Source organism: Pseudoalteromonas sp. C8, from assembly GCF_011378685.1.
GTDB classification, from domain to species: domain Bacteria; phylum Pseudomonadota; class Gammaproteobacteria; order Enterobacterales; family Alteromonadaceae; genus Pseudoalteromonas; species Pseudoalteromonas arctica.
This window is the reverse complement of record NZ_WTKT01000031.1, coordinates 1-26,641: the sequence shown is the minus strand read 5'-3', so window position 1 is coordinate 26,641 and position 26,641 is coordinate 1. Positions and strand designations below refer to the sequence as shown.

The window sequence follows — 26,641 nt, the reverse complement described above, 5'->3', positions numbered from 1 at the left end:
CTAACATACGCTAAAGAGGGCAAACAACCAAAACAACTCCTGTGCTTTGCAGGCATGCCACGTCAAATAATGCCAAAAGGGCTACCGTTTGAGCTTAAGTCGTACCTTGAACTTGTTGAATTAACAGGACGTTGTATACGAGAAGACAAGCGCGGGCATATTGATAATATGAACCTTCCCTTGCTTGAAAGGCTTAACATATCCCCAGAAAACTGGTTAAAACTCACAACACAATTTACGCGCGTATTCCATGGGGCAGTAGGCAGGCCCAGCTCACAAATAAGCTACTGTGAAAACTTAAAGCGAAAGCGGCGAGCGAATATCAGTAACTGCGAAAAGCTACTGGCATAAAGCTTCAACTATTCATTAATAAATCATAACTGCATCATGCAGGCATTTTCATGCGTGTAATTTAGATTAAGAGCGCTAGTGACTTATTTGATGTATGAAATGAAAGCAACCCGGCGATAAAAGATAAATTCCTAACCTAAAAATTAAATTTAATAGTAACGTTTTGTTTGTTCGATTAGAGTGGCTGTCAAGTTTAGTTTCTTCGATTATAACCTTGGTCGGTTTATGTCGGTTGACCCCTTGATACAGTCGCCAACCAATAGCCAAAGTATTAACCCTTATTCTTACATAATGAATAATCCGCTCAGTGGGACTGATCCAACTGGGTATTCTAGTTGTAGTGTAGATGATGCCGCAGGGTGCCAAGACGTTGCAGAAGATCTGGGTAAAGGCGAAACAGCCGATGTAACACAAAAGCAATCTGTCACAGGTTCTCGCATAAAACGCAATGTGAAAGTCGGTACAATGACAGGTAACGGTAATGGCACGGTTAATATTCAGATAGGCAATATGTCTGCGACAGCCGATATAGGTGCACCATCAAGTACTTCAAAGCGCCCTAATGTAAATGTAGATGGTAACAATGTAACTCGTACAACTGAAAGTCCACTTGATGATTTTTCGCCTGAGGAATTAAAAGGTACTAACTTTAATGTTCTATGGGGACAAGACTACTCAGGTGAAGGTGGAACAGAGAGAATGTTTGCCGACTACGAGTACCTCAGCGGCATTTACGACAAGGTTGTAGCTGATAGGTCTTGGGGCGAGAAGCTGTTTTATGGCGCATTTGGCGACCCCAATGCACCACAACTTCCAATACTAGAGGCAGGAGTAGGAAAAGGTGTTAGGATTGCAGGTTCTTTAGCTGCGAGGTGGTTGAGTAAAGGACCTAAGAATACAAGCGTATACCTTGGTATCAAAGGTGGCAAAGATGTCTACGTCGGCATTACTCGTCAAGCTATAAACATAAGGCAAGCTCAACATGGTTCTTCAAGATTTACCTTAGAACGGGTAACCAGTTACTCGCTAACAAGAAACCAAGCTAGAGCGGTTGAGCAAGCTTTAATTTTGCGCAACCCTCAATACTTAAATAAAATCAACAGCATAAGCTCTAAGCGCCCCATTTATAATCACGCTGTAAAATGGGGGGATGAATTTTTAAAGGGTATGGGATTATAAATGACAAACATGAAAGTATTGAAGAAAACCAAGCAAAAACCAATGCTCGGAGATATTTTTTCATTTCAAATATTAGACGGCAAGTTTCATTGGGGACGGGTCGTAAGTTTGACTGCCAACGTTGGGGGCTTTGATAATTGTGTGCTCATTTACATATATGAAACGCAAACTGAAGATAGCGATGAAATCCCCGCATTAACAACTTCAGACTTGTTACTCCCTCCAATTGCGACGAATGAACTACCGTGGAAAAAAGGGTACTTTAAATTAGTTGATAATATGGAGCTTAAAAGAGAAGACTTTCTGCCGGTGCATTGCTTTAAAAGTGTATTAAGAGGAACTTACTTTGATGATAAGGGTAATCAGTTAGATAAAGCATACGAACCTTGTGGCATCAATGGCTTGGATAGCTATAGAAGCATAGATGATAAAATTAGTGAAGCTATTGGCTTAGAGCTAGCCCCTGATTAAACCTCAAACGGGAAGCTCAAAATAAGAATAGCAATTAGGGACGCGTTTTGTCTCTTTATTGCCGAACCAAAAAGCTATCAAGTGCGCATTTTATCTAGTAGAACTGCGCACTTGCTAACAATTAACAGTGACACCCATCCTAAATTTTGCACTTTTTGAAGTTAAAGGCTAGCCTTTGTTTAGTGCAAAAAAAAAGCAGAATGTCTTATGGCTATCGCGAGAAAACGTCAAGTAAGTTTGGTTGATACAAAATACTACCATTGTATTTCACGTTGCGTGCGCCGTGCATTTTTATGTGGGGAGGACCGTTTTACAGGCAAGTCTTATGAACATCGACGAGGCTGGGTTGAAGATAGGTTGCTCGTATTAGCAAAAATATTTTGCATTGATGTATGTGCTTATGCAGTAATGAGTAATCATACCCATTTAGTACTGTATGTTGATGATAAAAACGCGAATAGGCTAAATGATAAAGCGATTGTTATTCGCTGGCACAAGCTGTGTAAAGGCACTGTACTTACGCAAAAATACATGGAGGGCGAAAAGCTAAGTAAAATAGAACTCATATTTTTTAATCAAACAGTAAAAGAATATCGAGAGCGCCTATCAAGTATTAGCTGGTTTATGCGGTTGTTAAATGAAGATGTTGCCCGCAGAGCAAATAAAGAAGACAACTGCACAGGCAGGTTTTATTCGCAGCCATCCTTGGCGCTCACCCTTCGGGCCGCCTAAGGCGTTCAAAGTTGTTCCATACAACTTTGTGGGAAGGTCGCCTTTTCTTAAATAAAGAGTAATCGCAAGCATTATTAGATGAAGCAGCCCTTGCTGCCTGCATGGCGTATGTAGACTTAAACCCCATCAGAGCAAAAATGGCAAATACACCAGAAGAATCTGACCATACCAGCGTTCAAAAGCGACTAACATACGCTAAAGAGGGCAAACAACCAAAACAACTCCTGCGCTTTGCAGGCATGCCACGTCAAATAATGCCAAAAGGGCTGCCGTTTGAGCTTAAATCGTACCTTGAACTTGTTGAATTAACAGGACGTTGTATACGAGAAGATAAGCGAGGGTATATTGAGATTACACACTTGCCTTTACTAGAAAGGGTGAATATATCTCCAGAAAACTGGTTAAAGCTTACAACCCAATTTACGCGCGTATTTCATGGCGCAGTGGGCAGGCCAGCGTCACAAGAAGGTTATTGTGAAAACTTAAACCGAAAGCGGCGAGCGAATATCAGTAACTGCGAAAAGCTACTGGCATAAAACTTAAACTATTCAGTACGAAATTAAAACTGAAAATATGCAGTCATTTTCATGCGTGCAATTTAGATTTAATAGGCTAATGATTTATTTAATGGATGAAATGGAAATAACCTGGTGTAGTGGCATAGTGATTTTGACCACTATTTACATACAAACTTGTATAAAACCAAGTGGAGCTTTTTTATGCCTTAGTTTTATTAAAAACGTCCACTAATGTTAAACTACAAAAAACTTAATTACTTAATATAGCTATGGCATTTTATATTCCTTTATTACAACCTCACTTTAAGCACATTGAAATTGGCGATACGCTTACATCACTTTGGAGTGGATGTGGCAGTATTGTGCAGTGCCAGCTTGATGATGAGCCATGTGTTATTAAAGCTATTAAAATACCCAGTTATATACACCATCCTAAAATTAAACAAAGCGAATTTGCGCTTAAAAGAAAGCAGCACTCATATAGTGTTGAATACACATTTTATAAGCTTTATAGCCAGCATTTACCAGTACATGCGCATAGTATTGAATGTATAAGTGCAATTAATAAAGGTGATGAATATGCGCTGGTGTTTAAGGATTTCACCAAACATGGGTTTACTCAAGCAGGGCCACAACATGTTAAAGCTATATTAAAGTGGCTTGCACACTTTCATGCGTTTAACTTAAGTAAACCCGCTGATGGGTTATGGCAGCAAGGCAACTACTGGCATTTAAGCACGCGCCCAGATGAGTTTAATAAACTAAAAGATAACCTTGATAAAAAGTCCGATATTAAAAATGCTGCACATAAAATAGATGAGCAACTACAAAGTTGTGCGTATAAAACGCTGATTCATGGCGATGCAAAACTTACTAACTTTGCAGCAAATGAGCGCGATGAAATACTCGGTTATGATTTTCAGTATATAGGTGCAGGTTGCGGGATAATTGATGTAATGTATTTTATGACCAGTTGCTTAAGTGATGCACAATTACACGAGTGCGCTGATGAGTACCTTGCGTATTATTTTGACAATTTAAATACTGCTATTACTACTTATCATCCTACAGCACCAGCAGGTAAAATAGCTGACGATTGGCTCGCTTTATGGCCTGCTGCATGGGCTGACTTTTATCGATTTTTAGCTGGCTGGAGCCCCGAGCACCAAAAAATAAACAGTTATATGCAACAGCAAGTAAACAGCTGGTTAGCGAGTAACATTTAATAAACACAACGGGTTGATGGCTTGCATAAATATCAAGCAAAACAATGCATTTTGGCACGATGTATGAAAATCTCTTTAAAACTACAGGTCAAATGACCTTTTTTAATATAAAATACTGCAAATTCTTGTATCAGTAGGTTTATATCATGGCAATTCACGTTATTTCTCACCCTCTTGTTCAACATAAACTAGGCCTAATGCGAGCGCATGGTATTAGTACTAAAAGCTTTCGTGAATTATGTTCTGAAGTTGGAACCTTATTAACCTACGAAGCAACTAAAAACCTACAGTTAGAAGATAACGAAATTACAGGCTGGGATGGCAATAAATTAAAAGTAGAGCATATTAAGGGTAAAAAAATTACCGTAGTGCCTATTTTGCGTGCTGGTCTTGGCATGATGGATGGTGTTATGCAGTTATTACCAGCCGCTAAAGTAAGTGTGGTTGGTCTTGAACGTAACGAAGAAACACTAGAACCAGTACCATATTTTGAAAAGCTAGTAGGTAATATTGATGAGCGCTTAAGCTTAGTTATTGACCCTATGCTTGCAACGGGTGGCTCAATGATTGCCACAATCGATATGCTTAAAAAAGCAGGCTGTAAAGAAATCAAAGTAATTGTACTCGTTGCAGCACCAGAAGGTGTTGAGAGAACACTTGCCGCTCATCCAGATGTAGAAATATTTACAGCCTCAGTAGATAGCCACTTAAACGAAAAGGGCTATATTATCCCTGGTTTAGGCGATGCGGGCGACAAAATATTCGGTACTGTTTAGGAGTCTTAAGTGCAAAATAATGACACCTTTTCAATAAAAACTATTTTAACGGGCGCGCAAATGCTGTTTGTAGCATTTGGTGCGCTGGTATTAGTGCCGCTTTTAACGGGCTTGGATCCTAATGTTGCGCTTTTTACCGCAGGCATTGGTACTTTGCTGTTTCAGGTAGTGACTAAAGGCCAAGTGCCTATATTTTTAGCTTCATCGTTTGCCTTTATTGCACCTATTATTGCCGCTGTGCAAATGTGGGGCGTGCCGGCCACTATGGGCGGCTTAATGGTGGCAGGCTTTGCATATATGCTTTTAAGTTTATTAGTGAAATTTAAAGGCGTTGCAACGCTTCATAAAATTTTACCACCTGTGGTTGTAGGCCCAGTAATTATGGTTATTGGCCTTGCGCTAGCACCTGTTGCTGTAAATATGGCGATGGGTAAAAGTGGCGACGGCAGTATTCAAATTATTGATTACACCAGCGCTATTTATATTTCGTTGTTCTCGTTAGTGGTTACGCTTATTTTTGCAGTATGGGGAAAAGGTGTATTTAAGCTTATACCTATATTAGCAGGGGTTGTAGCGGGTTATTGTTTATCGCTTGGTATGGGCGTTGTGCAATTTGACGCAGTGACTAACGCACAGTGGTTTGCTGTACCAAACTTTACTTGGCCTGAGTTTAAATGGCAGGCTATTTTGTTTATGGTACCTGTAGCAATAGCACCTGCAATTGAGCATATTGGCGATATGATGGCTATTAGCCAAGTAACCAATAAAGACTTTTTGAAAAAGCCTGGGCTTCACCGTACTTTGTTTGGTGATGGCCTTGCGACTTCTGCGGCATCATTATTTGGTGGCCCGCCTAACACTACTTACTCAGAAGTAACGGGGGCAGTTATGCTTACCAAAAACTTCAATCCTAAAGTAATGATGTGGACAGCTGTTATTGCCATTATTTTAGCGTTTGTAGCTAAAATGGGATCTGGTTTGCAAACTATTCCTGTGCCAGTAATGGGCGGAATTATGATCCTACTCTTTGGCTCTATTGCTGTAGTGGGTTTAAATACATTAGTTAAGTCGGGCGATGATTTAACCGCGCCGCGTAACTTAAGTATTGTTGCACTTATTTTGGTGTGCGGTATTGGTGGTATGCATATTGGTGGCAGCCAATTTAGTTTAGAGGGCGTAAGCCTCTGCGCTATTTTAGGAATAGTACTTAACTTAGTATTACCAAAAGCAGAACCTGAAAAAGTTTAATTTTGTACATTAGGTAAATAGATTGCACCATGATAGCGCATTTTGAATGCGCTATTTTTTTAACCTATTAATAAATATATAAAAATAATAATGGTCTAGTACCTGCATTTAACTCCCAGACGCATTGTATGCAAAGGAGTAACTATGTCAGAGGCCAATATTGTGGATATAACCCCGTTTTTAGCAAAACACCAACTGCCTTTAAAGTATCAATATTTGAGTGAGCAATATTTTGTTCCACTCGCGCATGACATCCTCGAATCTAAAAAAACAAATACTCCTATTTTTGTTGCCATAAATGGATGCCAAGGCTCAGGAAAAACAACACTCGCTGATTTTTTAGTTACCTGGTTTTCTAAAAACACACCACTTAAAAGTGTTGCATTGTCTATTGATGACTTTTATTTAGCAAAACAAGCACGTAGTGAACTTGCCAAAGACGTACATCCTCTTTTTACTACTCGCGGAGTACCGGGTACTCACGATGTAGCGTTAATGAATAGCACAATAACTAACTTACTGGCAGGAGAGGTAAACGTACCGCTTCCACGTTTTAATAAACACGAAGACGACTGCGTGCCAGCAAGTGATTGGCTAACAAACGAAAAGCCAGTTGATATTGTTATTTTAGAAGGGTGGTGTGTAGGCAGTGAGCCACAACCGTTGTTTTCATTGAGTGAGCCGCTTAACGAGTTAGAGCAACAATTTGATAAAGAAGGCGTTTGGCGCCGCTGTGTAAACAGCTGTTTGGCAAACGAATATAAAGCCGTTTTTAACCTAATTGATTATACCGTTATGCTAAAAGCACCGAGTTTTAGTGATGTTTTTACATGGCGACAAGAGCAAGAACAAAAGTTAATAGCCAAAAAAGGTGAAGGCTCAGGCACCATGACTAACGAGCAATTGGTGTATTTTATTTCTCATTTTGAGCGCATTACGCGTGAGAACTTAAACACACTGAGCGCTAAAGCAAATGCTTTAATTGAACTTGATAGCAACCGCGATATTAGCGGTATGCACCTAACGAGTGATGACACACTTCAACCCATTATTTTTACAGATTTGGACGGCACATTACTCGATCATGCCGATTACAATACCAATAATATCAGTGAGTTATTACAGCAGCTGCAAAATGCGCATATTCCGGTGGTGTTTAATACCAGTAAAACTTTTTGCGAAGTCATTGAGCTTAAAAATGATTTAAATATTCAACAGCCTTTTATTGTAGAGAACGGCGCAGCAGTATTTATTCCAGAAGACTATTTTGAATTAAAGCCTATTGGTTGTAAAAAAGTAGGCGCGTACTGGTGTTATGCAATGGCAAAGCCGCTATCGAGTTTATTAAAGGACTTAAATACTTTAAAGGCAGATTATAAAGCACATTACAAATTGTTTAGTGATTTATCGAGTGAGCAAATATCAGAGCTTACCGGGCTAGACGATGCGCAAGCAAGACGTGCACAAACACGCGATTATTCAGACCCTCTTTATTGGTATGGCAACGACGAATTACTCACCGCCTTTGTAAATGATGTAGAAGCACTCGGTTACGATATAAAAATTGGTGGGCGCTTCATTCATATTGCTAAAAATACCGATAAAAGCGCTGCACAGCAGTGGTTAGTTAAACAGTTTACCCATCATTTCAGAAAGCCTCTCACGGTCATTGCACTTGGTGATAGCGATAACGATAAGCAAATGTTAGAGCATGCAAATATCGCCATTATTATCGCCAACCCGGCGAGTAAAAAGCCGGTTAAATTGTCGCACAACAAAGCACGATACTCTCAATCGCCAGCACCGCTGGGCTGGATTGAAGAAATAACATCGTTGCCGTGCATTAGCAGTATTTTAAGTATTTCTGAGGAGCAAAAGTCTCATGGCTGATTTTTATCAAAATGGCATTATTACTACATTACATAACATTGCCGACAGACCAATTGAAGATCTAGAAAAAGAGTTACTTACTTTTAGTAAGCAGCGCCCAATGGGATTAATACTTCCTTCGTTATTTAGTGAGCTTGAAGGCCCTGCGCTGCAAAATATAGTTAGTGAGTTGCGTGAAGTACCTTATTTATCACAAATTACCATAGGTTTAGATAGAGCCGACGAAGCACAGTACCGCCATGCACTTGGCTTTTTTAAAGAGCTAAACCAAAACCACAAAGTATTATGGAACGACGGCCCACGCTTACAAGCACTCGATAAAGAATTACAAGAGCTAGGGGTTGCACCTCGCGAGCTTGGTAAAGGCCGTAATGTTTGGTATTGCATGGGCTATAAATTAGCAACAGCGGAAGTAGAGTCTATCGCGCTGCATGATTGCGATATTTTAACCTACGACAGAAGCTTACTTGCGCGTTTAATTTACCCTGTTGCGCATCCGCGTTTTAACTATGAATTTTGTAAAGGATTTTACCCGCGTACTGCTAATGGAAAAATTAATGGCCGTGTATCACGCTTATTAGTAACGCCATTACTTCGCTCGTTTAAAACAATTTTAGGTAATACAGACTACCTTGAATACATGGATTCGTTTAGATACCCATTAGCAGGGGAGTTTTCGTTTAGACGCGATGTATTAAATGATATTCGCATTCCAAGTGACTGGGGCCTTGAAATTGGCGTGCTTAGCGAAATGTATCGTAACTACTCCCATAACCGCTTGTGCCAAGTAGATATCGCTGATAATTACGATCATAAGCACCAAGAACTGTCACTTGATGACCAAAGCGCAGGCTTGTCTAAAATGTCGATTGATATTACTAAGGCATTATTTAGAAAGCTGGCTACACAAGGCGTTACCTTTACCAGCGAAACAATTCGTTCATTAAAAGCGACTTACTACCGTATCGGTCTAGATTTTATTGAAACCTATCACAACGATGCGTTAATGAACGGGCTAACGCTTGATGTACACCAAGAAGAAAAAGCAGTAGAAATGTTTGCGCAAAATATTATGGAAGCAGGGCAACACTTTTTAGAAAACCCAATGGAAGCGCCATTTGTGCCAAGTTGGAACCGTGTTGTATCAGCAATGCCAGACGTACTTGAGCGCTTAAAAGAAGCCGTAGAGCTAGATAACGAAGAATATAGTTAACCTGCGTGCAGGTTAACTAGCCTATAAGTCTAAACAATAAATATTAGGGGCGCATGTGAGCACAGTTAGCGAATTATTTTTACAACGAGTAGAGCAACATCTTCATATTATTTATGAGGGGGTTGAGCTGCCTTTATCGGTTACTGAGCTTGCTCAGCAACTCATTAAAATTATATTAGGTAGCAATGCACTGCGCGACCCGACCCCCCATACAAACCGGTGGGATGAACAAGATATAGTATTGATTGCTTATGGCGACTCTATTATTAAACACGATGATAGCGAATTTGCTGTATCGAGCCCAATGGAGGCACCGCTTAAAACACTACACCGGTTTATAAAAGAGCAATGTGATATGCAGTTAAATGCGCTGCATATATTGCCATTTTACCCGTATAGCTCAGATGAAGGCTTTGCCGTAATGAACTACGTGCAAGTGAATGAGTCGTTAGGTGATTGGGGAGATATTCAAAACATCGCTAAAGACGTAAAGTTAATGGCAGATTTAGTTATTAACCATTGCTCAAGCAGAAGCGTATGGTTTGAGAACTTTTTAAACGATTTACACCCTGGTAAAGACTACTTTAAAACGGCCAGCTTAACGGATGATTTAAGCCAAGTTGTCCGCCCGCGAACCTCATCGTTATTAAATACTGTAACAACGCCAAGCGGTGAAAAACACGTATGGTGTACGTTTAGTCACGATCAGGTTGATTTTGACTTTGGCAATCCTGATGTACTTAAAGAGTTTGTGGGAATAATTAGGCATTATTTAGACAATGGCGTACGTTTATTTAGACTCGATGCGGTTGCATTTTTGTGGAAACAGCTTAATACAAGTTGTATTAACTTGCCGCAAACACATGAAGCCGTAAGGCTAATGCGAACACTTATTGAGCACGCAGAGCCCAGCGTAGTTATAATTACCGAAACCAATATTCCAAACCAAGAAAACCTGTCTTATTTTGGTAATGCCAACGAAGCGCACAGTATTTATAACTTTGCCTTACCGCCATTGTTGCTACACACATTACTTAGCGGCGATAGCACAGCAATTAAGCATTGGATGATGAGTATGCCGCCTGCGCAAAATGGTACTGCATACTTTAACTTTATAGCTTCGCACGATGGAATAGGGCTCAGACCAATTGAAGGTTTACTACAACCCAGCGAAGTGGCGTCACTAGTAAGTACAACCATGCAGTTTGGTGGTCGTGTATCTATGCGTACAAGTAACGATGGCACACATACACCGTACGAGCTAAATATTGCTTTATTTGATGCACTACAAGGGACGCACAATGGCCCCGATAAGTTTGGCCTTGAGCGATTTATGTGTGCTCACGCAATTATGTTTGCACTTGAAGGTATCCCAGGGCTTTATATTCATAGTTTGTTGGGTACAACTAACGATTACGACCGATTTGAAAATTCACAGCATAACCGCGCTATAAATCGTCATCGTTGGCAAGAGTCAAAGCTACTGGCTGCAATTGGTGAAAAGTATAGTCATCATCATAAAGTGTTTAACGGCATAAAAAGCTTATTGGCAGTACGCAAAAAGCAGAGTGCCTTTCACCCCAATGCTACACAGTTTACGCTGCATTTAGCAGGCGGGTTGTTTGGTTTTTGGAGACAAAGCATTGACAGGCGCCAAAGTATATTTTGTGTTTATAACATTAGCGATAAACCACAAACGCTCACATTGGCCGACTTAAACTTAATTAACACCCAAAAGTGGTTTGATTTGGTGGCAAATAAAACGATTGAAGAAAGCCAATTAACGATAGAGCTAGAACCATACCAAAGCGTGTGGCTGAGTAATATTAAATAATACCTATTAAAAAGGCTCGCACTGCGAGCCTTTGTTTTAACTAGGGCGTGTTGATCTTTGTGGATTGAAATTTGTTCAATCTAGGGGCGATTAAATCGCGACGCGAGGTTTGTAACCTAGTGGGCTAAGTAAAAACCGAGCAACAAAGAGTTAATCGTCCCTAGAAAGAACCCTTCGGGCAGCGCATGTTTGGTATTTATGCTGCGTTATCGCCTATTTATGGGGAATAACCACACTACATAGGCTCTGCCTTGCCTAAAAACCAAACATACTGCTGCAAATTCACCCACCAATGATCAACACGCCCTAATAAGTTATTTTATTAATTATAAGCTGTAGCTTAAGTTAATGTAGCCAAAGCGGCCAATGTTATCGTAACTTGCGCTACCCGCGCTTGTACCACGTGAACCGTACGGAAGTTTACGGTTAAATACGTTATCAACACCTACTTTAACGCCTAAACCGCTATTAAAGTTGTAACCTACAGTCATATCAGTAATAAAGTATTTACCATAAGACATTTGATTACTTGGGTTAGGGTTGCTATCAAGTTCAAAATTTGTGTATAGCTCTACTTCACTCAAAAAGCGTGTTTCAACTGTTGAGAAAAAGTTATCCATAACATAACTTACAGATAAGTTAGTTTGCCACTTAGCTTCACCTGTAGTACCTGCGTATTCAATGTAGTTACTAGGGTCGTCTTGGAACGGGTAATCTTTACGTTCAATTAAGTAAGTACCAATTAAGCGTGTTTTAAAGCTACCTTCAAACGCGTCAAAATCGTAACCTAGTTCAAAATCCACCCCTGATGCTTTTTGGCCAGCAACATTTAATACAGAGTTTTGTATTAAAGTAATTTCGCCATTAGCATTACGTGTAATTAAGTTACAGTATTGATTGTTTATACCTGTTGCGCTATCAACACAGCGATCAAGAATGTCTTGCGCATTAATTGTGTCAATTGCATCTTCAAGTTCAATTTCCCAGTAATCAATAGTAAGTAGCGCATTTTCTAAAAACTCTGGTTGGTAAACAATACCTACAGTTGTACTTGTTGACTCTTCACCTTTTACATCGCGGTTACCACTGCTTAAACCATCTAATGAGGCTGCATCGTAACCTGAGTTAAAGTCACTCGCTACACCTAACGCGGCACAATTTGCAGTGCGGGTTGCTCCGTTTGATAAATCACCTAGGTTGTCAGCGCGACACGGGTCGTCTACATTGTAGAAAGTTTGGCTTGCTGCACCAAATACTTCACTAATGTTAGGCGCACGAAGCGCAGCAGATTGTGTTACACGTACACGTAGCTCATCATTTACAGTCCAATCAAGACCAAGTTTCCAGCTAGTTGCTTCGCCAATCGTACTGTAGTCAGCATGACGTACTGCAGTATCAAACACTAAGTCTTGAATAAGCGGTAAGTCAGTTAAAATTGGCATCGTCGCTTCAAAGAATACTTCGCGAACATTAAACGAGCCCTTATCTTCGCCCAGAGCGTTAAAGAAAGTACCTTCAGCGTTATCAGGCTCTTTAGTTTCGCTTTCTTCTTTACGGTACTCAGCACCAAATGCAACACCTACATAGCCTGCTGGTAATTCAAAAATAGCGCCATTAGCAAGTGAGCCAGAAATAACTGTTTGCTTAATAGTTGAAGTGCCAACAGATACCGTATTAATGTAATCAATGGCTTGTTGAGATGGCGAACCAAACCCCATAATATTTACAGGAACACAGCCATCAGCTTGGGCTGCAGCACTACGACATACTACGTTACCATTTGTATCTTCAACGGCATCAAGTGCATTAAAGTAGTTGGCTACAATCATGTTAGCGCCGTTTTCGCGCTCTAGATCAGTTTGGCCATAAACAACTGATGTATCTAATTCCCAATCTTCAAATACTGTGCCTTTTAAGCCGGTAACAAAGCGCGTTGTTTCACGCGTATTGTTTTCAATGCGGCGGCCTAGGTCGGTCATCATGCGGTTAACCATGATCGAATCAACACCTTGTTCTTCCATACGCGCTTTGATGGCTGGGTCTAGGTAAGGGTTGTCGATTTTAATGCTGTTTTCATCGTCAAAGAAGAAAAATGCAGGTTGCCCTATGCTTTCACCTTGGCTGTTTACATATTTAGCATCAAAGTAAACGTTTAAGTCGTCGGTAACATCGTAGTTAACTTTAAAGTTTACGTTGTAACGCTCAAACTCAGGTTGAATTTCTTCAAATTGACCTAAGTTGAAAAAGTCACATTCTGCACATGAATACAAATCTACATTATTACCTATGTATAAATCACGGGCGCTGCTATCAGGGTTAAAGCTATTGATAAACTTAGTTGAATCTTCGAGTGCGTAAACACCCGCGTTATTAATAGCGTAATAACCTGCATTTGGCGTTAAAATTTTATCAGGAAAGTCTAAGCTATTTGTATCTTCACCAGGTAAAACTTCTCTGCGTAAACTACTAAACGAAGTGCTAGTCCAAGGGTGATCAAGCGCGTTTAATGAATCCTGGCCTGAGTACTCAATAGCAAAAGCTGCATTACCACGATCGTTATCAAAGTTAGAGCCGTATGAGAACGTCGCTTTTTCGTTGTTGTAGCTGCTTAAATCGGCAAAACCACGTGTAACGCTAAAGTCCATGCCTTCAATGTTGTCTTTTAATATAAAGTTAACAACACCTGTTACCGCATCAGCACCGTATACAGCAGATGCACCACCAGTAATTATCTCTACACGTTCAACCCATACACTTGGAATAGTGTTGGTATCTACAGATTGAGAACCTGCAGAGCTTGATACATGACGCTTACCATTTACAAGTACCAAAGTACGATCTGTACCCATGTTACGTAAATCAAGAATATTTAAACCCGCAGTACCAATAAAACGGCCTGAGTTAGCCATAGAATATGTATTGCCAAGTGCAGGTAAGTTATTTAGCGCTTCACCAATGTTTACAGCGCCAGTGTTCATTAGCTGCTCGCCACTGATAACTGTAACAGGTGCAGGCGCAATCGCACCTTCACGTAAAATACGTGAACCCGTTACTTCAACACGTTCAATTTTTGTTGCTTGCTCATCTTGTGCAAGCACAGAATTACTTGCTGTTGCAGCAGCAGTAATTAATGCACATTTAATGCTAGTAGAAAGTAAATTATGACGTTTCATTTGATTCCCAGAGAACATTTTATAGTAATTAAATACAATGTAGTTTTATCCAAATGCAGTTTGTATTTGGATAAAGCCCTATAACTTTTTTATGAGGGCGACGATTATTGCATGCTGATTATTTTATTAAAAGGAGCTAACTCACTGTAAAATAAGCAACTTGAAATAACCTGAAGAACTTTTATTGTGTTTTTTGGTATTAATTACAAAGGCTCTTTAAACGATTTACTGAGGTGTTTTTACATTTAGTTTTTCTTATATATTTTAGTTATTAACATTGGTTTTTATTTGTTAAATTTTCAGTTGTTTTTTAAGTCAATTTTTTGCGGTTTATAATTATTCACATATAAATTTTTATTTATATGAAGTTGTCAGCGAGTGTTATATGTACTTATTTGTAAAGGTTATGTGTGTTATTACTCTTTTAAAGTGATTTTTATTAGGTGTTTTTTATTCAAAAAAATCGTTATTTGAATATTTTTCACTATTGCGGCTTTAAAATGATTAATTTGTAAACCCCCTTTACAGCTCAAAGTGCTCATAACAGCTCATAACAGCTCGTAAAGTTACTTTGCTACGTAAACTTGATACAATTTAGGTGTTTTTAATTAATAGGTTTGACCATGAAGTATTTAGTTATTATTTTTACCTTTGCGTTTAGTTCAATGTCTTTTGCGCAGCAAGAAGTCGATCTTGAAGTAAATATGAAAAACACGGGCCTTGCATATAAACAAGCGGTGCAGGCAACTCAACTTAGTGAATTTAATACTGCGATTGATGAATTTATAAAGCTGGTTAAAGTGAGTAAAACAGGTAAGTTTTACAAAAAACCTGAGCAGTCATTGCAGGGCCTTGATAAAGTGATTGCTCAAGCTGAACTTGCAAAAAAAGCAGCAAACGAGCAGGGGCTAAGTGCGGCAAAAGAACCACTGAAAAATATAGATAATTTACGTAAAAAATATCATGAGTTACACGAGCCTCCAGGGTTCTTTGAATTACTGTTCGGTTCATAAACCTAGACTATATGTATCTTTAGTAGCTACTTTTAAGCTAATTGCGTTAAAGGTATCTGCAGCAATAAATATAAGGAAACACAATGGAAATTTCAGTTTCAATGTTAGAAGGCCAAAAGCAAAGCGCTAAATTTGGCGACCTAGAAGTAATAAGCGATCAAAGCGTAAACGCTGGTGGCAATGCAGAGTATCCAGAACCGTTTGATTATTTTTTAGTAAGTATGGTTTTATGTGCAGGTTTTTATGCGCGTAAGTTTTGCGAGCAGCGTGATATTTCAACGCAAGGTATGACGCTTACTCAAAATAACGAAAATGTAGATGACAACGGTAAAAAGCTATTTTCAATTGAGATTAACTTACCAGAAGGCTTCCCTGATAAATATAAAAAGGCGCTTATTGCAGCCGTTAATACCTGTACGGTAAAAAAAGTAATTCAGGCAGTGCCAGAGTTTTCAGTAGTGGTAAAATAGTCCCCCCTAAATTAGGTAGCTTAAGCAAGCTACCTAATTATATGTTGAGCATCCCCGTTTAACTTATTTCTTTTTCATTCCTTGTACTGCTTTAAAGCGTGGGTTGTTTTTACAAATTACAAATACGCGGCCTTTGCGTTTTACAATTTGACACCCCGGACGTTGCTTAGCACTTTTAAGAGAGCTTAATACTTTCATACCTTTTCCTTTTTAACAGTCGATAAACTTTTAAAACGACGATTAAACTGCGCAACGCGGCCATCTGTAGCGGTTGTTTTTTGCTTGCCTGTATAAAATGGGTGCGAGTCACTTGATACATCAATAGGTACGTATGGATATGTATTACCGTCTATTTCTACTGTGCGGCTCGTTTTTATGGTTGAGCCAATAATAAAGTAAGAATCGGCAGCGGTATCGTGAAAAGCAACCACGTGGTAATCAGGATGAATATTTGGTTTCATAATACGCCTCAATAAATGATATGTGATAGTATATCATTTTAATTTAACGTATTTATTCCCCCATTGCAAATTATTTAAATGTTCATCAAAAAGGCCGTAATTGCTGGCTATTTGCGCAAACAAATCAAAAAATAAGCACTTGAATCAAAAATGCTGGCTATTGGCGTTTAGGCTGTTATAACTATATTTAAGAGTTAAAACGTTAACAAATACGGTTATAAAGTTATTACAGAGGTTATGTATGAGTGACGCAACACAACAACAAGAACAAATAGATCAAGGGGTGATGGAAACCCTAAGAGAGCGCGACCACAGTACCTTGGCGCAACAAGTAAATCCTTTAACCTGCAACCACAATGATATTGTAGAGTTACTAGCAAGGTATATGGCACTAAGCGAGCAAGAAGATGATGAGCTGTTTGATGATTGGTTTGATAACCTAACTAAAGAGCAACATACTGTTTTAAAAGTATTTGAAGTTTACCGTGGACAATATGAGCACCAAAATTAAAGTGTTTATTTTTGTAAGTATGCCAAATCCAGTGGTTATTTAAATAAAACTAAATAGCCACTACTACTTTTTCATTAAAGAGTAGCTATGTTGTATCAACCACTACTCCCACCTGTTTAAATCATAATTTTTTGCGGATTGAATCTTATCTTTATTTAGGCACGACTTACTGATATTTATAAATATTTATTTATTGCTATTTTTAGGTAATGTTCTAGTTTGAATAGGCAGACTGTTTATAGTTTAAATAAGTTTATCGGATTATATACTCGAAAATATTAGCTCCAGTTTCGTAATTTATAAAACATTTAAAATTAATAGAGCTTTAATGATTAAACCTGAGATTCCAAATAACGAAGCTGAGCGATTACACGCGCTTAGAGCATTAAAAATTCTAGATACGTCTCATGAAGAGCGCTTTGATCGTGTTACTCGTATTGCCAAGCGTATGTTTAATGTTTCTATTTCATTGGTTACTTTGATTGACGAAGACCGCCAGTGGTTTAAATCAAGGCAGGGGCTTGATGCGCCTGAGCTTCCTCGCGAAACCTCATTTTGTGGCCACACCATAAATCAAGACGAGTTATTAATAATCCCAGATACAGCTCAAGACGAAAGGTTTTTTGATAACCCCTTTGTTACAGACGATCCTAAAGTACGCTTTTATGCAGGCTTTCCTTTAAAATTAAGGGAAGGAGTCATTATAGGCACTTTGTGCCTTGCCGATAATAAACCTAGACAACTCAATGATGAAGAAAAACAATTACTAAGAGATTTAGGCACGTTAGTCGAGCGAGAAATTCAATCAATTCAACTAGCCACAATTGATGAGTTAACAAGAATCTCTAATCGACGTGGCTTTTTAAACCTTGCCGAACATACGCTAAATGTATGTAGGCGAAACAAAGTATCAATGTCGTTTATTTTGTTTGATCTCAATAAGTTTAAACAAATTAATGATATTTATGGACACCACGAAGGCGATTTTGTATTAAATAAATTTGCACAAATTATGCTTAGTTCATTTCGTGATTGTGAAGTAATAGGTCGACTTGGCGGAGATGAATTTGTTGCGATGTTAAGCGACTCAGACGAGACAAAAGCAGAGTTTGTTTTACAAAGGTTTGCGGATGCAATAGAGCATGCTAATAATACCTTAAACAAGCCATACAAAATTGATTACAGTGTAGGAGTAACACACTTTAAACACGATACAGGTAAATCGGTTGAAGATATGATTCAAGATGCTGATGTTGCAATGTATCAGCAAAAAAAGCAGCAATCACTTTAGTGAGCTATTTAGTTTAATTGCTGCTTGAACTTCACTTAACTTCCTCATGCTAGTACGAACCTTATAATATGCCGTTATTCGCTATTGCAGTCATTTTTTGCCGCGGGTGATGCTAAAGACACATTTGGTTGCCAAACCCTGTTCCATATTTTATGAAGATTGTTTAAGTTTGGTCTTTGACTTATTTTTTCAAAGTTACCAATGCTCACTTCTAAATCATTTTTTTGACCCACTACAAAATTAAACACATAGTTGCACTCCATGCCCATACGTAAATCAGAAAGTACAATATTGCTTTGCTGTTGGCGCACCGAATAAAACCCTTTAGTAAACCACTGCAAGCGTTTTATAGCCCATTCATCGCTAATATTATTTAACAGTGAAGGCGTTGTTTGATAAGCCGTTAATGTAACATCGCTGGGTGCGTCAAATACTGATGCATAACCTTCGTAGTATTGTCCGTCAGACATCACAACAATACGCCACAGCAAAGTGGTTAGCGGAGCAGGCGTACTAACATACGCATTTACTGGTATTTGTCTGTTGTTGAGAGCCGTTTTTACTTTGTCATCAATATTTACTTTTAAAATTAAAGCGCAAAATAAATATAGACTACTTAAAACTAAAGCCGCTGCATTTATACGATAAGCCGTTGCTGCTTTTATTTTGGGTATTAGCGTACATATTACGCCAATTAATAAAGGAAGCGTGTAAGCGGGGTCAATAATAAACACACTAGAAACCGCAAAGGGGTACTCAGTAAAAGGCCAGAGTAGTTGTGTACCGTATACCGTTAGGCTGTCTAATAGGGCATGTGTAGATAAACTTAAAAATACTAGCCAAAACCAGCGCACTTTATAAATTTGCATTCCCGCGTGTACTTTTAATATTAGCCATACAATGAGCGGGCTAATTAATAAATGTATTAATAACGAATGGCTAAAGCCACGGTGATAAGTAAACGCTTCTACAGAGCCGCCATAAGGCAAAAATACATCTAAATCAGGAAGTGTGCCTAAAATGGCACCCCACAAAACGGCTTTTCGACCTATTTTATTGCCTAATACCGCATAACCTACAGCACTACCTAATGCTATCTGCGTTAAAGAATCCATTTTGATTAATACCTTTAATTACTACTTTTGTTATTTATACTTTTTGATTATTAAAAAGCGTCAAAAAATCATTTGAAATATTTAATAAGCATATTAATACCCAGAATTTATAAACTAAGCCTAGGCTTTATAAAATCTAAAAACGCTGTAATGCGAGACGATATCGCACTGTTTTTATAATACACGGCTTGTATAATTTCTCGGTTATTAGGTGAGCTAATTGCAGTGGGTAACACTTCAACTAATTTACCTGTTTTTAGGTCATTGCCAATCATAAAGTGAGAAAGTAGCGCAATGCCTTGGTTTGCAATGCACAGCTGGCGCACTGTTTCACCGCTGCTTGCGCTAAGCGAAAACGTAAATAAAGCGGGTTTTACTAGCGGCCAGGTGTTTAATTTAGGGGAGTCACTAAAACCAATTAACTTATGATTTTGTAAGTCATCAATTTGCGCAATTGCTTTGTTATTATTTATATATTCTGGGCTGGCTACAATACGCAACTGGCTGCTGCCAAGTCTACGAGCATGTAAGTTTGAGTCTTTTAAATCACCAATGCGTATGGCTAAATCGGTTTTATGTTCAAGTAAATCAATAATGCTGTCGTGCGAGGTTATATCAAGCGTTATGTGTGGGTATTGCTTAGCAAATTCACCAATTAAAGGCGTAAGTTGGTGCAATACAAAAGGGCTTGCCGCATCTATTCTCAGCTTGCCACTTGGCGCTTGTTTTAAAAGCTTTATGGCTTCTTCACCGGTATAAAGCGTATTTAACCCTTCGCGCGCATATTTTATAAAAGTATGGCCTTCTTCGGTAAGCTCTAATCGGCGTGTTGTTCTGTTTAGCAAAGTGCATTGCAATGTATTTTCTAGGCGTGATACCGCTCGCGACACTTTAGCCACCTGTTGATCGAGCAAATTAGCCGCTCCCGAAAAGCTTCCGCAATCTACTACCGTTATAAACGTTTCTAAATCTTCAGTTTTTGAATGAACAGCCATAAGTATACCAACACCATCTTTGCATTATTAACAAAAGTATTTTGTCACTAATGCTATTTTTTGCAAACGATATTTTAGCCAAACTACATTCTTCAAATATTAATGAGGATATAACTATGCCATTGGCTTTGTGGGCGCTTACCTTAAGCGCATTTGCAATAGGAACAACTGAGTTTGTAATAGTGGGATTAGTACCCACCATTGCAAACGACTTAGGCGTAAGCCTACCTTCAGCGGGTTTGCTTGTAAGTTTATATGCGGTTGGCGTTGCTATTGGTGCACCGGTGCTAACAGCTTTAACGGGTCGTTGGAATCGTAAAGTGGTATTAATAAGCTTAATGGGCTTGTTTGTTTTGGGTAACTTACTTGCTTGGCAAGCGCCAAGCTACGAAACATTAATACTTGCGCGCATTTTAACGGGGCTTGCCCATGGTGTGTTTTTCTCAATCGGATCGATGATTGCCACAAGCTTAGTAAGCAAAGATAAAGAAGCCAGTGCAATAGCCATTATGTTTACCGGGCTTACTGTAGCACTAGTAACTGGTGTGCCATTAGGTACATGGATTGGCCAACACTTTGGTTGGCGTGCAACGTTTTTAGTTGTGTCGGTATTAGGTTTAATTGCATTAATCGGCAGCTCTATTTTAGTGCCAAAAAACTTAAAACAATCAATACCTGCAACGTTTAAAGAGCAACTACAAGTAATCGTAAAACCGCGTTTATTACTCGTATATCTAATGACGATATTGGGCTATGGCGGCACGTTTACAGCGTTTACTTATTTAGCACCTATTTTAGAGCAACAAACAGGTTTTGCGCCTTCGGCTATTGCCTTAATAATGCTTGTTTACGGTGTATCGGTAGCAATAGGTAATATTTGGGGTGGAAAGTTGGCCGACAAACGCGGCCCAATTAGCGCACTGAGTATTATATTCAGTGCTTTGAGTATAATTTTACTGATATTTACCTTTACGATGGAATCAAAAATTGCCGCTGTACTTACTATTTTAGTCTGGGGCGCATTTGCTTTTGGCAATGTGCCAGGCTTGCAACTTTATGTAGTAAAGCAAGCACAAAAGCACACGCCCAATGCGGTAGATGTTGCATCAGGCTTAAACATAGCCGCATTTAATATTGGTATTGCACTTGGATCAATTATTGGTGGTAGCGTAGTAGAAAACATGACCCTACAAGATACAGCATGGATAGGCGCCGTTATCTCTGTTTTAGCACTTGGTGTTACACGTTACAGCGGTATGCTTGATAAACGTGAAATTCAGCAAGCGTAAACTATCTTCTGCTAAGGTTGAAACTAAAATTAATGACCTCATACCTATTATGAGGTCATTAATTTTTAAGTGACAGTTGTAATAAGAAGTAAAAGGTGTATTTCGTAAAGCTTTAAAAGAGCTTGTTTTTAACCGATTATTTTATAAGGATAGAGCCATGACACAACGTGTAATTGAAATGCCAGATTTAGGTATGGGAACATTCCGTTTAGAGGGAGACACTGCCTATAACTCAGTAAAAATGGCGCTCGAAGTTGGGTTTCGCCATATTGATACCGCACAAATTTATGGCAACGAAGAGCAAGTAGGCCAAGCCATAAAAGATAGTAATATTCCGCGCAGTGAAATATTCTTAACTACCAAAGTGTGGAATAACAAATTAAATAAAAGTGACTTTATCCCAAGCGTTAAAAAGTCACTTGAAAAGCTACAAGTTGATTCGGTCGACTTACTGCTAATTCATTGGCCATCGCCTGCTAACGACGAGCCAATGAGTGAATACCTTACTGAATTACTAAAAGCTAAGCAGCTTGGTTTAACTAAACACATTGGTGTATCAAACTTCACCATTGCAAACTTAAACTTGGCTCAGCAAACGATCGACTCGCGTGAAATATTTACCAATCAGGTTGAGGTTCACCCGTACTTAACTAATACTAAATTGCGTGCATTCTGTGCTCAGCACGACATTCATGTAACAGCATACATGCCATTTGTAGTAGGTAAAGTACTTAAAGATCAAACTATTATCGACATTGCTAAAAAGCACGATGCAAGTCCAGCACAAGTTGTTCTAGCGTGGGTAAACGCTAATGGCATGACGACAATTCCATCATCAACTAAGCGTAAAAACTTAGAAGATAACTTTAACGACCACGTTAAATTAGATGATGAAGACATAGCCCGCATTGATGGCCTAGATTGTGGCGACCGCCAAGCAACACCAGAATTTGCGCCGCAGTGGGATCAGTAAACTTACCTCAAACGCAAAGTTAAACTAAATATTTTAAGGTGTAGATTACCTACACCTTAACTTTTAAAAGGAATACACATGTTAACGGTTATAGCTGCACTGTCGTGCAAAAATATTGATGCAGATGTAATGCTTACAGCACTTGAAAACTTACAAAAGTCATCGCGCCAAGAAGTAGGGTGCTTACGTTATGAACTATCGGTAAAAAGTGATGATGAACATACAGACTATGTAGTTAGTGAACAGTGGGCGTCTGACGAGCACTTTGAAGCGCATAAAAACGAGCCACACTTTAAAGCGTTTGGTACGCAAGTTACTGGGCTTTTAACCAATAGTAGTATTGACGTATATAAATCAATTGGTTAAGCAGCTTTATACCACTTAGCTAAACTACATAACTAAGTAAATACTCAAATAGGTGCTGTTAACTTACATCACCTTTTATTCTTACACTCTAACCTGCCTAAATACTCTACTTCCCCAATATACCAATGAAACCTATTAGGACTCTTTTTTGTTAATGCGTAGTGCGTCGAAATCAAAAGAGGTTTATAAGACTATTAAAAGTCGTTTTGGTATCACAATCCACTCTAATAAATAGCCTATTTAATTTGTTGTTTACATTAAAATTCTCTGGTGTAAATATAGAAAGATGTAATTTAAGGCATTAAGCATATATGTTCGACTTGAATAGTTTGAAAGGAAAAGTTCTTATAGCTGTTTCATTAAGTCATATTCACGAAAAAGTTCACCTGGCATGGCAAGATAAGAATAATGAAGGTTTTTTGATTTGCTATGAAATAACCTTAGAATTTGAAGATGGCAAAACTTATTTAATTAAACCGTGTGAAGTTGACGCTATTGGTTATTACCCAAGTTTAGGCTTGAGTATAGAACCTGTAGAAAGAATTGAATTATTGTACCCTTTTAATATTTCAAAACTGCCGAGCCCAATATGCGACATTGTTGAAAGTGATCATTTAGGTGAAGACGTAGTAAATCAATTTACACTAACTTTTGATAATGGAAAAAATTTTGTTATCAGACATGTTTATCCACCTATGACGATGGGAATTAGAGTAGGGTAAATCTTAGGTAGTAATTTAACTATAAGCCTGGTAGTTGTTAATAGGCTCCTTACTTCTGCATATTTTAACTAACCACTTTCTATTATGAAACGTAAGGTATACGTGACATGTTTGATGAATTCAGATATATCTTGTCAAAAATTGAAGTTAAAGAACACGTTGAATGGGGAGCATCAATTGAATTAATTGATTACGATCACAAGGATTATATTGAAGACGTATTGTGTGAAAAGTTCGGTCTTGAATATGCATTCAGTTCTAATAAAGATATTACGGGAGGATATGTTCTATACTTCTGTAAAAGTGCTACTTTTGATCAAGTCAAAAATGCAGTTGCAAAGATAAATAACTACCATGAATTACAAAGCAGAGAATTCAAGGTAGCACCGTATAAGTAATTAATGCGAGAAGGGAGGTTAGCCGCTGGCAATTTTCGTCCTTCAGTACTTACCTATTTTACAGCTGAGTTAATTAAATCAATAATGGAGACATGGGTATGGAAATTAATAAATCAAATCAATCTATTCTTATTTTTGTAATCCCTTTATTAACTGCGTATTTCGGATCAAAAGTTATATTTCACTTATTTACTTTTGAGTATCTTGTGTTTACAGATACTTTTGACATTCTAAAGCTACTCATTGATATTAGTGTATTTGGAGTGTTGTTCTATATTAGTTCGCTGGGCGTTGGTTATGTCATCAGAGCTAAAACATAAGTTTTTAATCATTAGCTGGTAAATTGCTAGCTAAAAAATCACAGCCAATAAAGCCTTAACAGCTTTAAACTGTATAATTTATATGGAGATAATAATGAAAAAATTAATCGCAATAATAGCGTTGTTAGGCTTTGTTTCATTTGCACAAGCTAATGATAGTTTTGTAGTAAATGCCAAATTTTATGATAATAAAAACTTAATTGGCTCACCTGTTTTAGTAGTCAATTCAAACGAAGAGGCGTCAGTTTCAGTTGATAATTCGTATAGTTTTGCTCTTACAGTAACGCCAATTGATGATTTTACTGTTAGTTTAGCAACTGACTTAAAACTAGGTGGAAAACATATGGCTCCCTCTTTAGTTGTTGAACTAGGCAAAGAAGCAAGTATTAATATTGATGGTAAAGAACTGTCAGTTTTAGTAAGCAAATCAAACAGCTAATAAGTTAAAAATTAGGAATGTAACTAATGAGAAACTCAAGAAATGAAATAGTAAAATATGGAGTCTCTTTTGGTACGGCCCTAGCAATTGCTATTTCATGGAGTGCTAATGAGTCTGTGTTATGGGCAATTTTGCATGGTTTTTTATCTTGGTTTTATGTTATTTGGCATGTAATTACGCGATAAGTGTTTTCGCGTGTGCACTCATTGATTGTGTAGACCGCGGTCAATGTTAATAGTCGAGTAATTACCATTCAAAACGATTAAGTTAAAAATATAAAAGGAATAATTAATAATGAAAGGTGCGGGTGGAAGCTCTGGTGGTATTGGGCATTTTTTTATTGGTTTGATTATGATGTGCGGTGGCTTTTATATGCTGCTAAACGCAATTTCGGTGACCTCTAATTTTGGACTAAGTTCTCGCATTTATAGTGTTAATGCTTTAGGTGGCTTTGGCGTTACAGGCGGCATGGTTATGATCCCATTTATTTTTGGTGTGGGTCTGATTTTTTACAATTCTAAAAATATTTTAGGCTGGGTGCTATCTCTAGGTTCGTTAACCGCACTCATATTTGGCGTTATATCGAGTGTTCGATTTAGTATGCGAACTATGACGTCGTTTGATTTGATTGTTATTATAATTTTAGCGTTTGGCGGCTTAGGGCTATTCTTACGATCGCTTAAATCTATTGATACTTAAATAATTACCACGCTTTGTTTTAAATACAATTTTAATTATAGGCATTTAACATGATGTTCTAATGCCTAAGCTAATACATTAATAATGTAACCCTTCCTATTTACTGCTTAACCAGTAACGTATTTTAAAGAGATTTATGTGAACAACTCAATACAGCTAAAACTAATTGCTACTCACTTATTAGCACAAAGAGATGAAAACCCAGCACGTTCAAACTTTCCTAAAGAGTTAGTACTAGACTCGACTGACGATGCAATAGAAGTACAAAAGTTGATGATTTACTTAAATGATCAAACTGTATATGGCTGGAAGTGTATGCTGCCTTTAGATGATGGCTCAATTATATTAGCGCCTCTTTTACATGCACCTATAAAACAAGCTGAAAATTGCCCACTGTATACAACAAACAATAAAGCGCTTATTGAACCAGAAATTGCATTTATTTTACAAAGCGATTTACTAAGTAATAATACCTATACAAATGAAGACGTGGATACTGCATTTGCCAGCGCCCACTTGGCACTTGAGCTTATCCAAAAAAGGTTTGATGAAGACACTCCAAGCACGCACATTGAAAAGCTGGCCGATGGCCTATCTAATCAAGGCGTGTATTTAGGCCCACAAATAGATAAAGCCAAAGCGTATAACGCAAGTACTGTAAATATTAACGTTAAGCAAACTGAGTTGGAGTTAAACCTGGCGGGTGTGCATCCTGCAGAGCTTGCGCAGCTTCCACTTTATTGGGCGGTTAATTACTTATCAGCAAAGGGAATTAATTTAAAAGCAGGACAAGTGTTTATAACTGGTTCTTACTGTGGTGTTGTTGAGCTTAATACCAATGAGCAAACATGTATTACATATGAAGATTTAAATACATTTAATGTGACATTTTTATCCCATTAAGCGTAATACTCATTTTAACGGTCATAATAAAACAACCCACTAATTAGCTAACACCGATCAGTTAA

Annotated in this window: 26 protein-coding genes and 2 pseudogenes; 23 read left to right on the top strand and 5 right to left on the bottom strand. The window is 38.2% G+C overall.

What is annotated here, in order from left to right:
* The 10 genes and pseudogenes from GQR39_RS19515 to GQR39_RS19470 form a co-directional block, all read left to right on the top strand.
* Positions 1–351 (top strand): annotated as a pseudogene (locus tag GQR39_RS19515) (transposase); the annotation flags it as partial.
* 180 nt (positions 352–531) lie between these two features.
* Complete coding sequence (locus GQR39_RS20360) at positions 532–1,530, top strand: RHS repeat-associated core domain-containing protein (protein ID WP_346774502.1); 999 nt, start codon at positions 532–534, stop codon at positions 1,528–1,530.
* Positions 1,531–2,001 carry an Imm26 family immunity protein gene (locus tag GQR39_RS19505; RefSeq protein ID WP_165736391.1) on the top strand — a complete coding sequence of 157 codons (471 nt, stop codon included), beginning with the start codon at positions 1,531–1,533 and terminating at the stop codon, positions 1,999–2,001.
* A 207-nt stretch (positions 2,002–2,208) separates the two neighbouring features.
* Positions 2,209–3,269: pseudogene (locus GQR39_RS19500) on the top strand (transposase).
* Between the two features lie 251 nt (positions 3,270–3,520).
* A complete protein-coding gene (locus GQR39_RS19495) occupies positions 3,521–4,477 on the top strand; it encodes a phosphotransferase (protein WP_165736390.1) in 957 nt (318 codons plus the stop codon).
* Between the two features lie 146 nt (positions 4,478–4,623).
* Positions 4,624–5,253, top strand: coding sequence for a uracil phosphoribosyltransferase (upp, locus tag GQR39_RS19490; protein ID WP_024591723.1), 630 nt, complete (start codon positions 4,624–4,626; stop codon positions 5,251–5,253).
* A gap of 9 nt (positions 5,254–5,262) precedes the next feature.
* The gene (locus GQR39_RS19485; RefSeq protein ID WP_007580880.1) at positions 5,263–6,501 is read left to right on the top strand and encodes a uracil-xanthine permease family protein; all 1,239 of its coding nucleotides are present in this window, start codon (positions 5,263–5,265) and stop codon (positions 6,499–6,501) included.
* Between the two features lie 144 nt (positions 6,502–6,645).
* On the top strand, positions 6,646–8,391 hold the full coding sequence (locus tag GQR39_RS19480; protein ID WP_165736389.1) for an HAD-IIB family hydrolase: 1,746 nt from the start codon (positions 6,646–6,648) through the stop codon (positions 8,389–8,391).
* Positions 8,384–9,604, top strand: a complete 1,221-nt coding sequence (locus GQR39_RS19475; protein ID WP_002958673.1) for a glycosyl transferase — start codon at positions 8,384–8,386, stop codon at positions 9,602–9,604. The genes GQR39_RS19480 and GQR39_RS19475 overlap by 8 nt, the downstream gene beginning before the upstream one ends.
* A 55-nt stretch (positions 9,605–9,659) precedes the next feature.
* Positions 9,660–11,438, top strand: coding sequence for a sugar phosphorylase (locus GQR39_RS19470; protein ID WP_165736388.1), 1,779 nt, complete (start codon positions 9,660–9,662; stop codon positions 11,436–11,438).
* A 326-nt stretch (positions 11,439–11,764) separates the two neighbouring features.
* Here GQR39_RS19470 and GQR39_RS19465 read toward each other — a convergent pair whose 3' ends face one another.
* Complete coding sequence (locus GQR39_RS19465) at positions 11,765–14,611, bottom strand: TonB-dependent receptor (protein WP_165736387.1); 2,847 nt, start codon at positions 14,609–14,611, stop codon at positions 11,765–11,767.
* Positions 14,612–15,234: 623 nt separating this feature from the next.
* Here GQR39_RS19465 and GQR39_RS19460 point away from each other — a divergent pair.
* Positions 15,235–15,624, top strand: a complete 390-nt coding sequence (locus GQR39_RS19460) for a cytochrome b562 (RefSeq protein ID WP_007580869.1) — start codon at positions 15,235–15,237, stop codon at positions 15,622–15,624.
* An 83-nt stretch (positions 15,625–15,707) separates the two neighbouring features.
* A complete protein-coding gene (locus tag GQR39_RS19455; RefSeq protein WP_024591728.1) occupies positions 15,708–16,094 on the top strand; it encodes an OsmC family protein in 387 nt (128 codons plus the stop codon).
* Positions 16,095–16,157: 63 nt separating this feature from the next.
* Here GQR39_RS19455 and ykgO read toward each other — a convergent pair whose 3' ends face one another.
* The gene (gene ykgO, locus GQR39_RS19450; protein ID WP_002958669.1) at positions 16,158–16,292 is read right to left on the bottom strand and encodes a type B 50S ribosomal protein L36; all 135 of its coding nucleotides are present in this window, start codon (positions 16,290–16,292) and stop codon (positions 16,158–16,160) included.
* Positions 16,289–16,555 carry a type B 50S ribosomal protein L31 gene (locus GQR39_RS19445; protein ID WP_007580864.1) on the bottom strand — a complete coding sequence of 89 codons (267 nt, stop codon included), beginning with the start codon at positions 16,553–16,555 and terminating at the stop codon, positions 16,289–16,291. The genes ykgO and GQR39_RS19445 overlap by 4 nt, the downstream gene beginning before the upstream one ends.
* Before the next feature lie 241 nt (positions 16,556–16,796).
* On the opposite strand from GQR39_RS19445, the gene GQR39_RS19440 reads away from it, so the two are divergent.
* On the top strand, positions 16,797–17,066 hold the full coding sequence (locus tag GQR39_RS19440; protein ID WP_007580861.1) for a hypothetical protein: 270 nt from the start codon (positions 16,797–16,799) through the stop codon (positions 17,064–17,066).
* Positions 17,067–17,394: 328 nt separating this feature from the next.
* Complete coding sequence (locus GQR39_RS19435; protein ID WP_165736386.1) at positions 17,395–18,357, top strand: sensor domain-containing diguanylate cyclase; 963 nt, start codon at positions 17,395–17,397, stop codon at positions 18,355–18,357.
* A 74-nt stretch (positions 18,358–18,431) separates the two neighbouring features.
* Here GQR39_RS19435 and GQR39_RS19430 read toward each other — a convergent pair whose 3' ends face one another.
* Positions 18,432–19,472 carry a metal-dependent hydrolase gene (locus tag GQR39_RS19430; protein WP_165736385.1) on the bottom strand — a complete coding sequence of 347 codons (1,041 nt, stop codon included), beginning with the start codon at positions 19,470–19,472 and terminating at the stop codon, positions 18,432–18,434.
* Between the two features lie 107 nt (positions 19,473–19,579).
* Complete coding sequence (locus tag GQR39_RS19425; RefSeq protein WP_165736384.1) at positions 19,580–20,467, bottom strand: LysR family transcriptional regulator; 888 nt, start codon at positions 20,465–20,467, stop codon at positions 19,580–19,582.
* A 116-nt stretch (positions 20,468–20,583) separates the two neighbouring features.
* On the opposite strand from GQR39_RS19425, the gene GQR39_RS19420 reads away from it, so the two are divergent.
* The 9 genes from GQR39_RS19420 to GQR39_RS19380 all read left to right on the top strand — a co-directional run bounded on the left by GQR39_RS19420 (position 20,584) and on the right by GQR39_RS19380 (position 26,576).
* Positions 20,584–21,756, top strand: a complete 1,173-nt coding sequence (locus tag GQR39_RS19420; protein WP_024593033.1) for an MFS transporter — start codon at positions 20,584–20,586, stop codon at positions 21,754–21,756.
* 157 nt (positions 21,757–21,913) lie between these two features.
* Positions 21,914–22,729 carry a 2,5-didehydrogluconate reductase DkgB gene (gene dkgB / locus GQR39_RS19415; protein ID WP_165736383.1) on the top strand — a complete coding sequence of 272 codons (816 nt, stop codon included), beginning with the start codon at positions 21,914–21,916 and terminating at the stop codon, positions 22,727–22,729.
* Between the two features lie 78 nt (positions 22,730–22,807).
* Entirely contained in the window at positions 22,808–23,095 is a 288-nt protein-coding gene (locus tag GQR39_RS19410; RefSeq protein ID WP_002958660.1) for a putative quinol monooxygenase, read from the top strand.
* A 311-nt stretch (positions 23,096–23,406) separates the two neighbouring features.
* Positions 23,407–23,817 (top strand): hypothetical protein, encoded by a 411-nt coding sequence (locus GQR39_RS19405; protein WP_165736382.1) that lies wholly within the window; start codon positions 23,407–23,409, stop codon positions 23,815–23,817.
* A 107-nt stretch (positions 23,818–23,924) separates the two neighbouring features.
* Positions 23,925–24,215 (top strand): hypothetical protein, encoded by a 291-nt coding sequence (locus tag GQR39_RS19400; protein ID WP_101217001.1) that lies wholly within the window; start codon positions 23,925–23,927, stop codon positions 24,213–24,215.
* A 414-nt stretch (positions 24,216–24,629) separates the two neighbouring features.
* The gene (locus tag GQR39_RS19395) at positions 24,630–24,974 is read left to right on the top strand and encodes a hypothetical protein (RefSeq protein WP_165736381.1); all 345 of its coding nucleotides are present in this window, start codon (positions 24,630–24,632) and stop codon (positions 24,972–24,974) included.
* Between the two features lie 26 nt (positions 24,975–25,000).
* Positions 25,001–25,159 carry a hypothetical protein gene (locus tag GQR39_RS19390; protein ID WP_007378675.1) on the top strand — a complete coding sequence of 53 codons (159 nt, stop codon included), beginning with the start codon at positions 25,001–25,003 and terminating at the stop codon, positions 25,157–25,159.
* Between the two features lie 109 nt (positions 25,160–25,268).
* Positions 25,269–25,673, top strand: coding sequence for a hypothetical protein (locus GQR39_RS19385; protein WP_002958658.1), 405 nt, complete (start codon positions 25,269–25,271; stop codon positions 25,671–25,673).
* A gap of 138 nt (positions 25,674–25,811) precedes the next feature.
* Positions 25,812–26,576: a 2-keto-4-pentenoate hydratase gene (locus tag GQR39_RS19380; RefSeq protein ID WP_165736380.1), complete on the top strand. Its 765-nt coding sequence runs from the start codon at positions 25,812–25,814 to the stop codon at positions 26,574–26,576.
* The last annotated feature ends 65 nt before the right edge of the window (positions 26,577–26,641 follow it).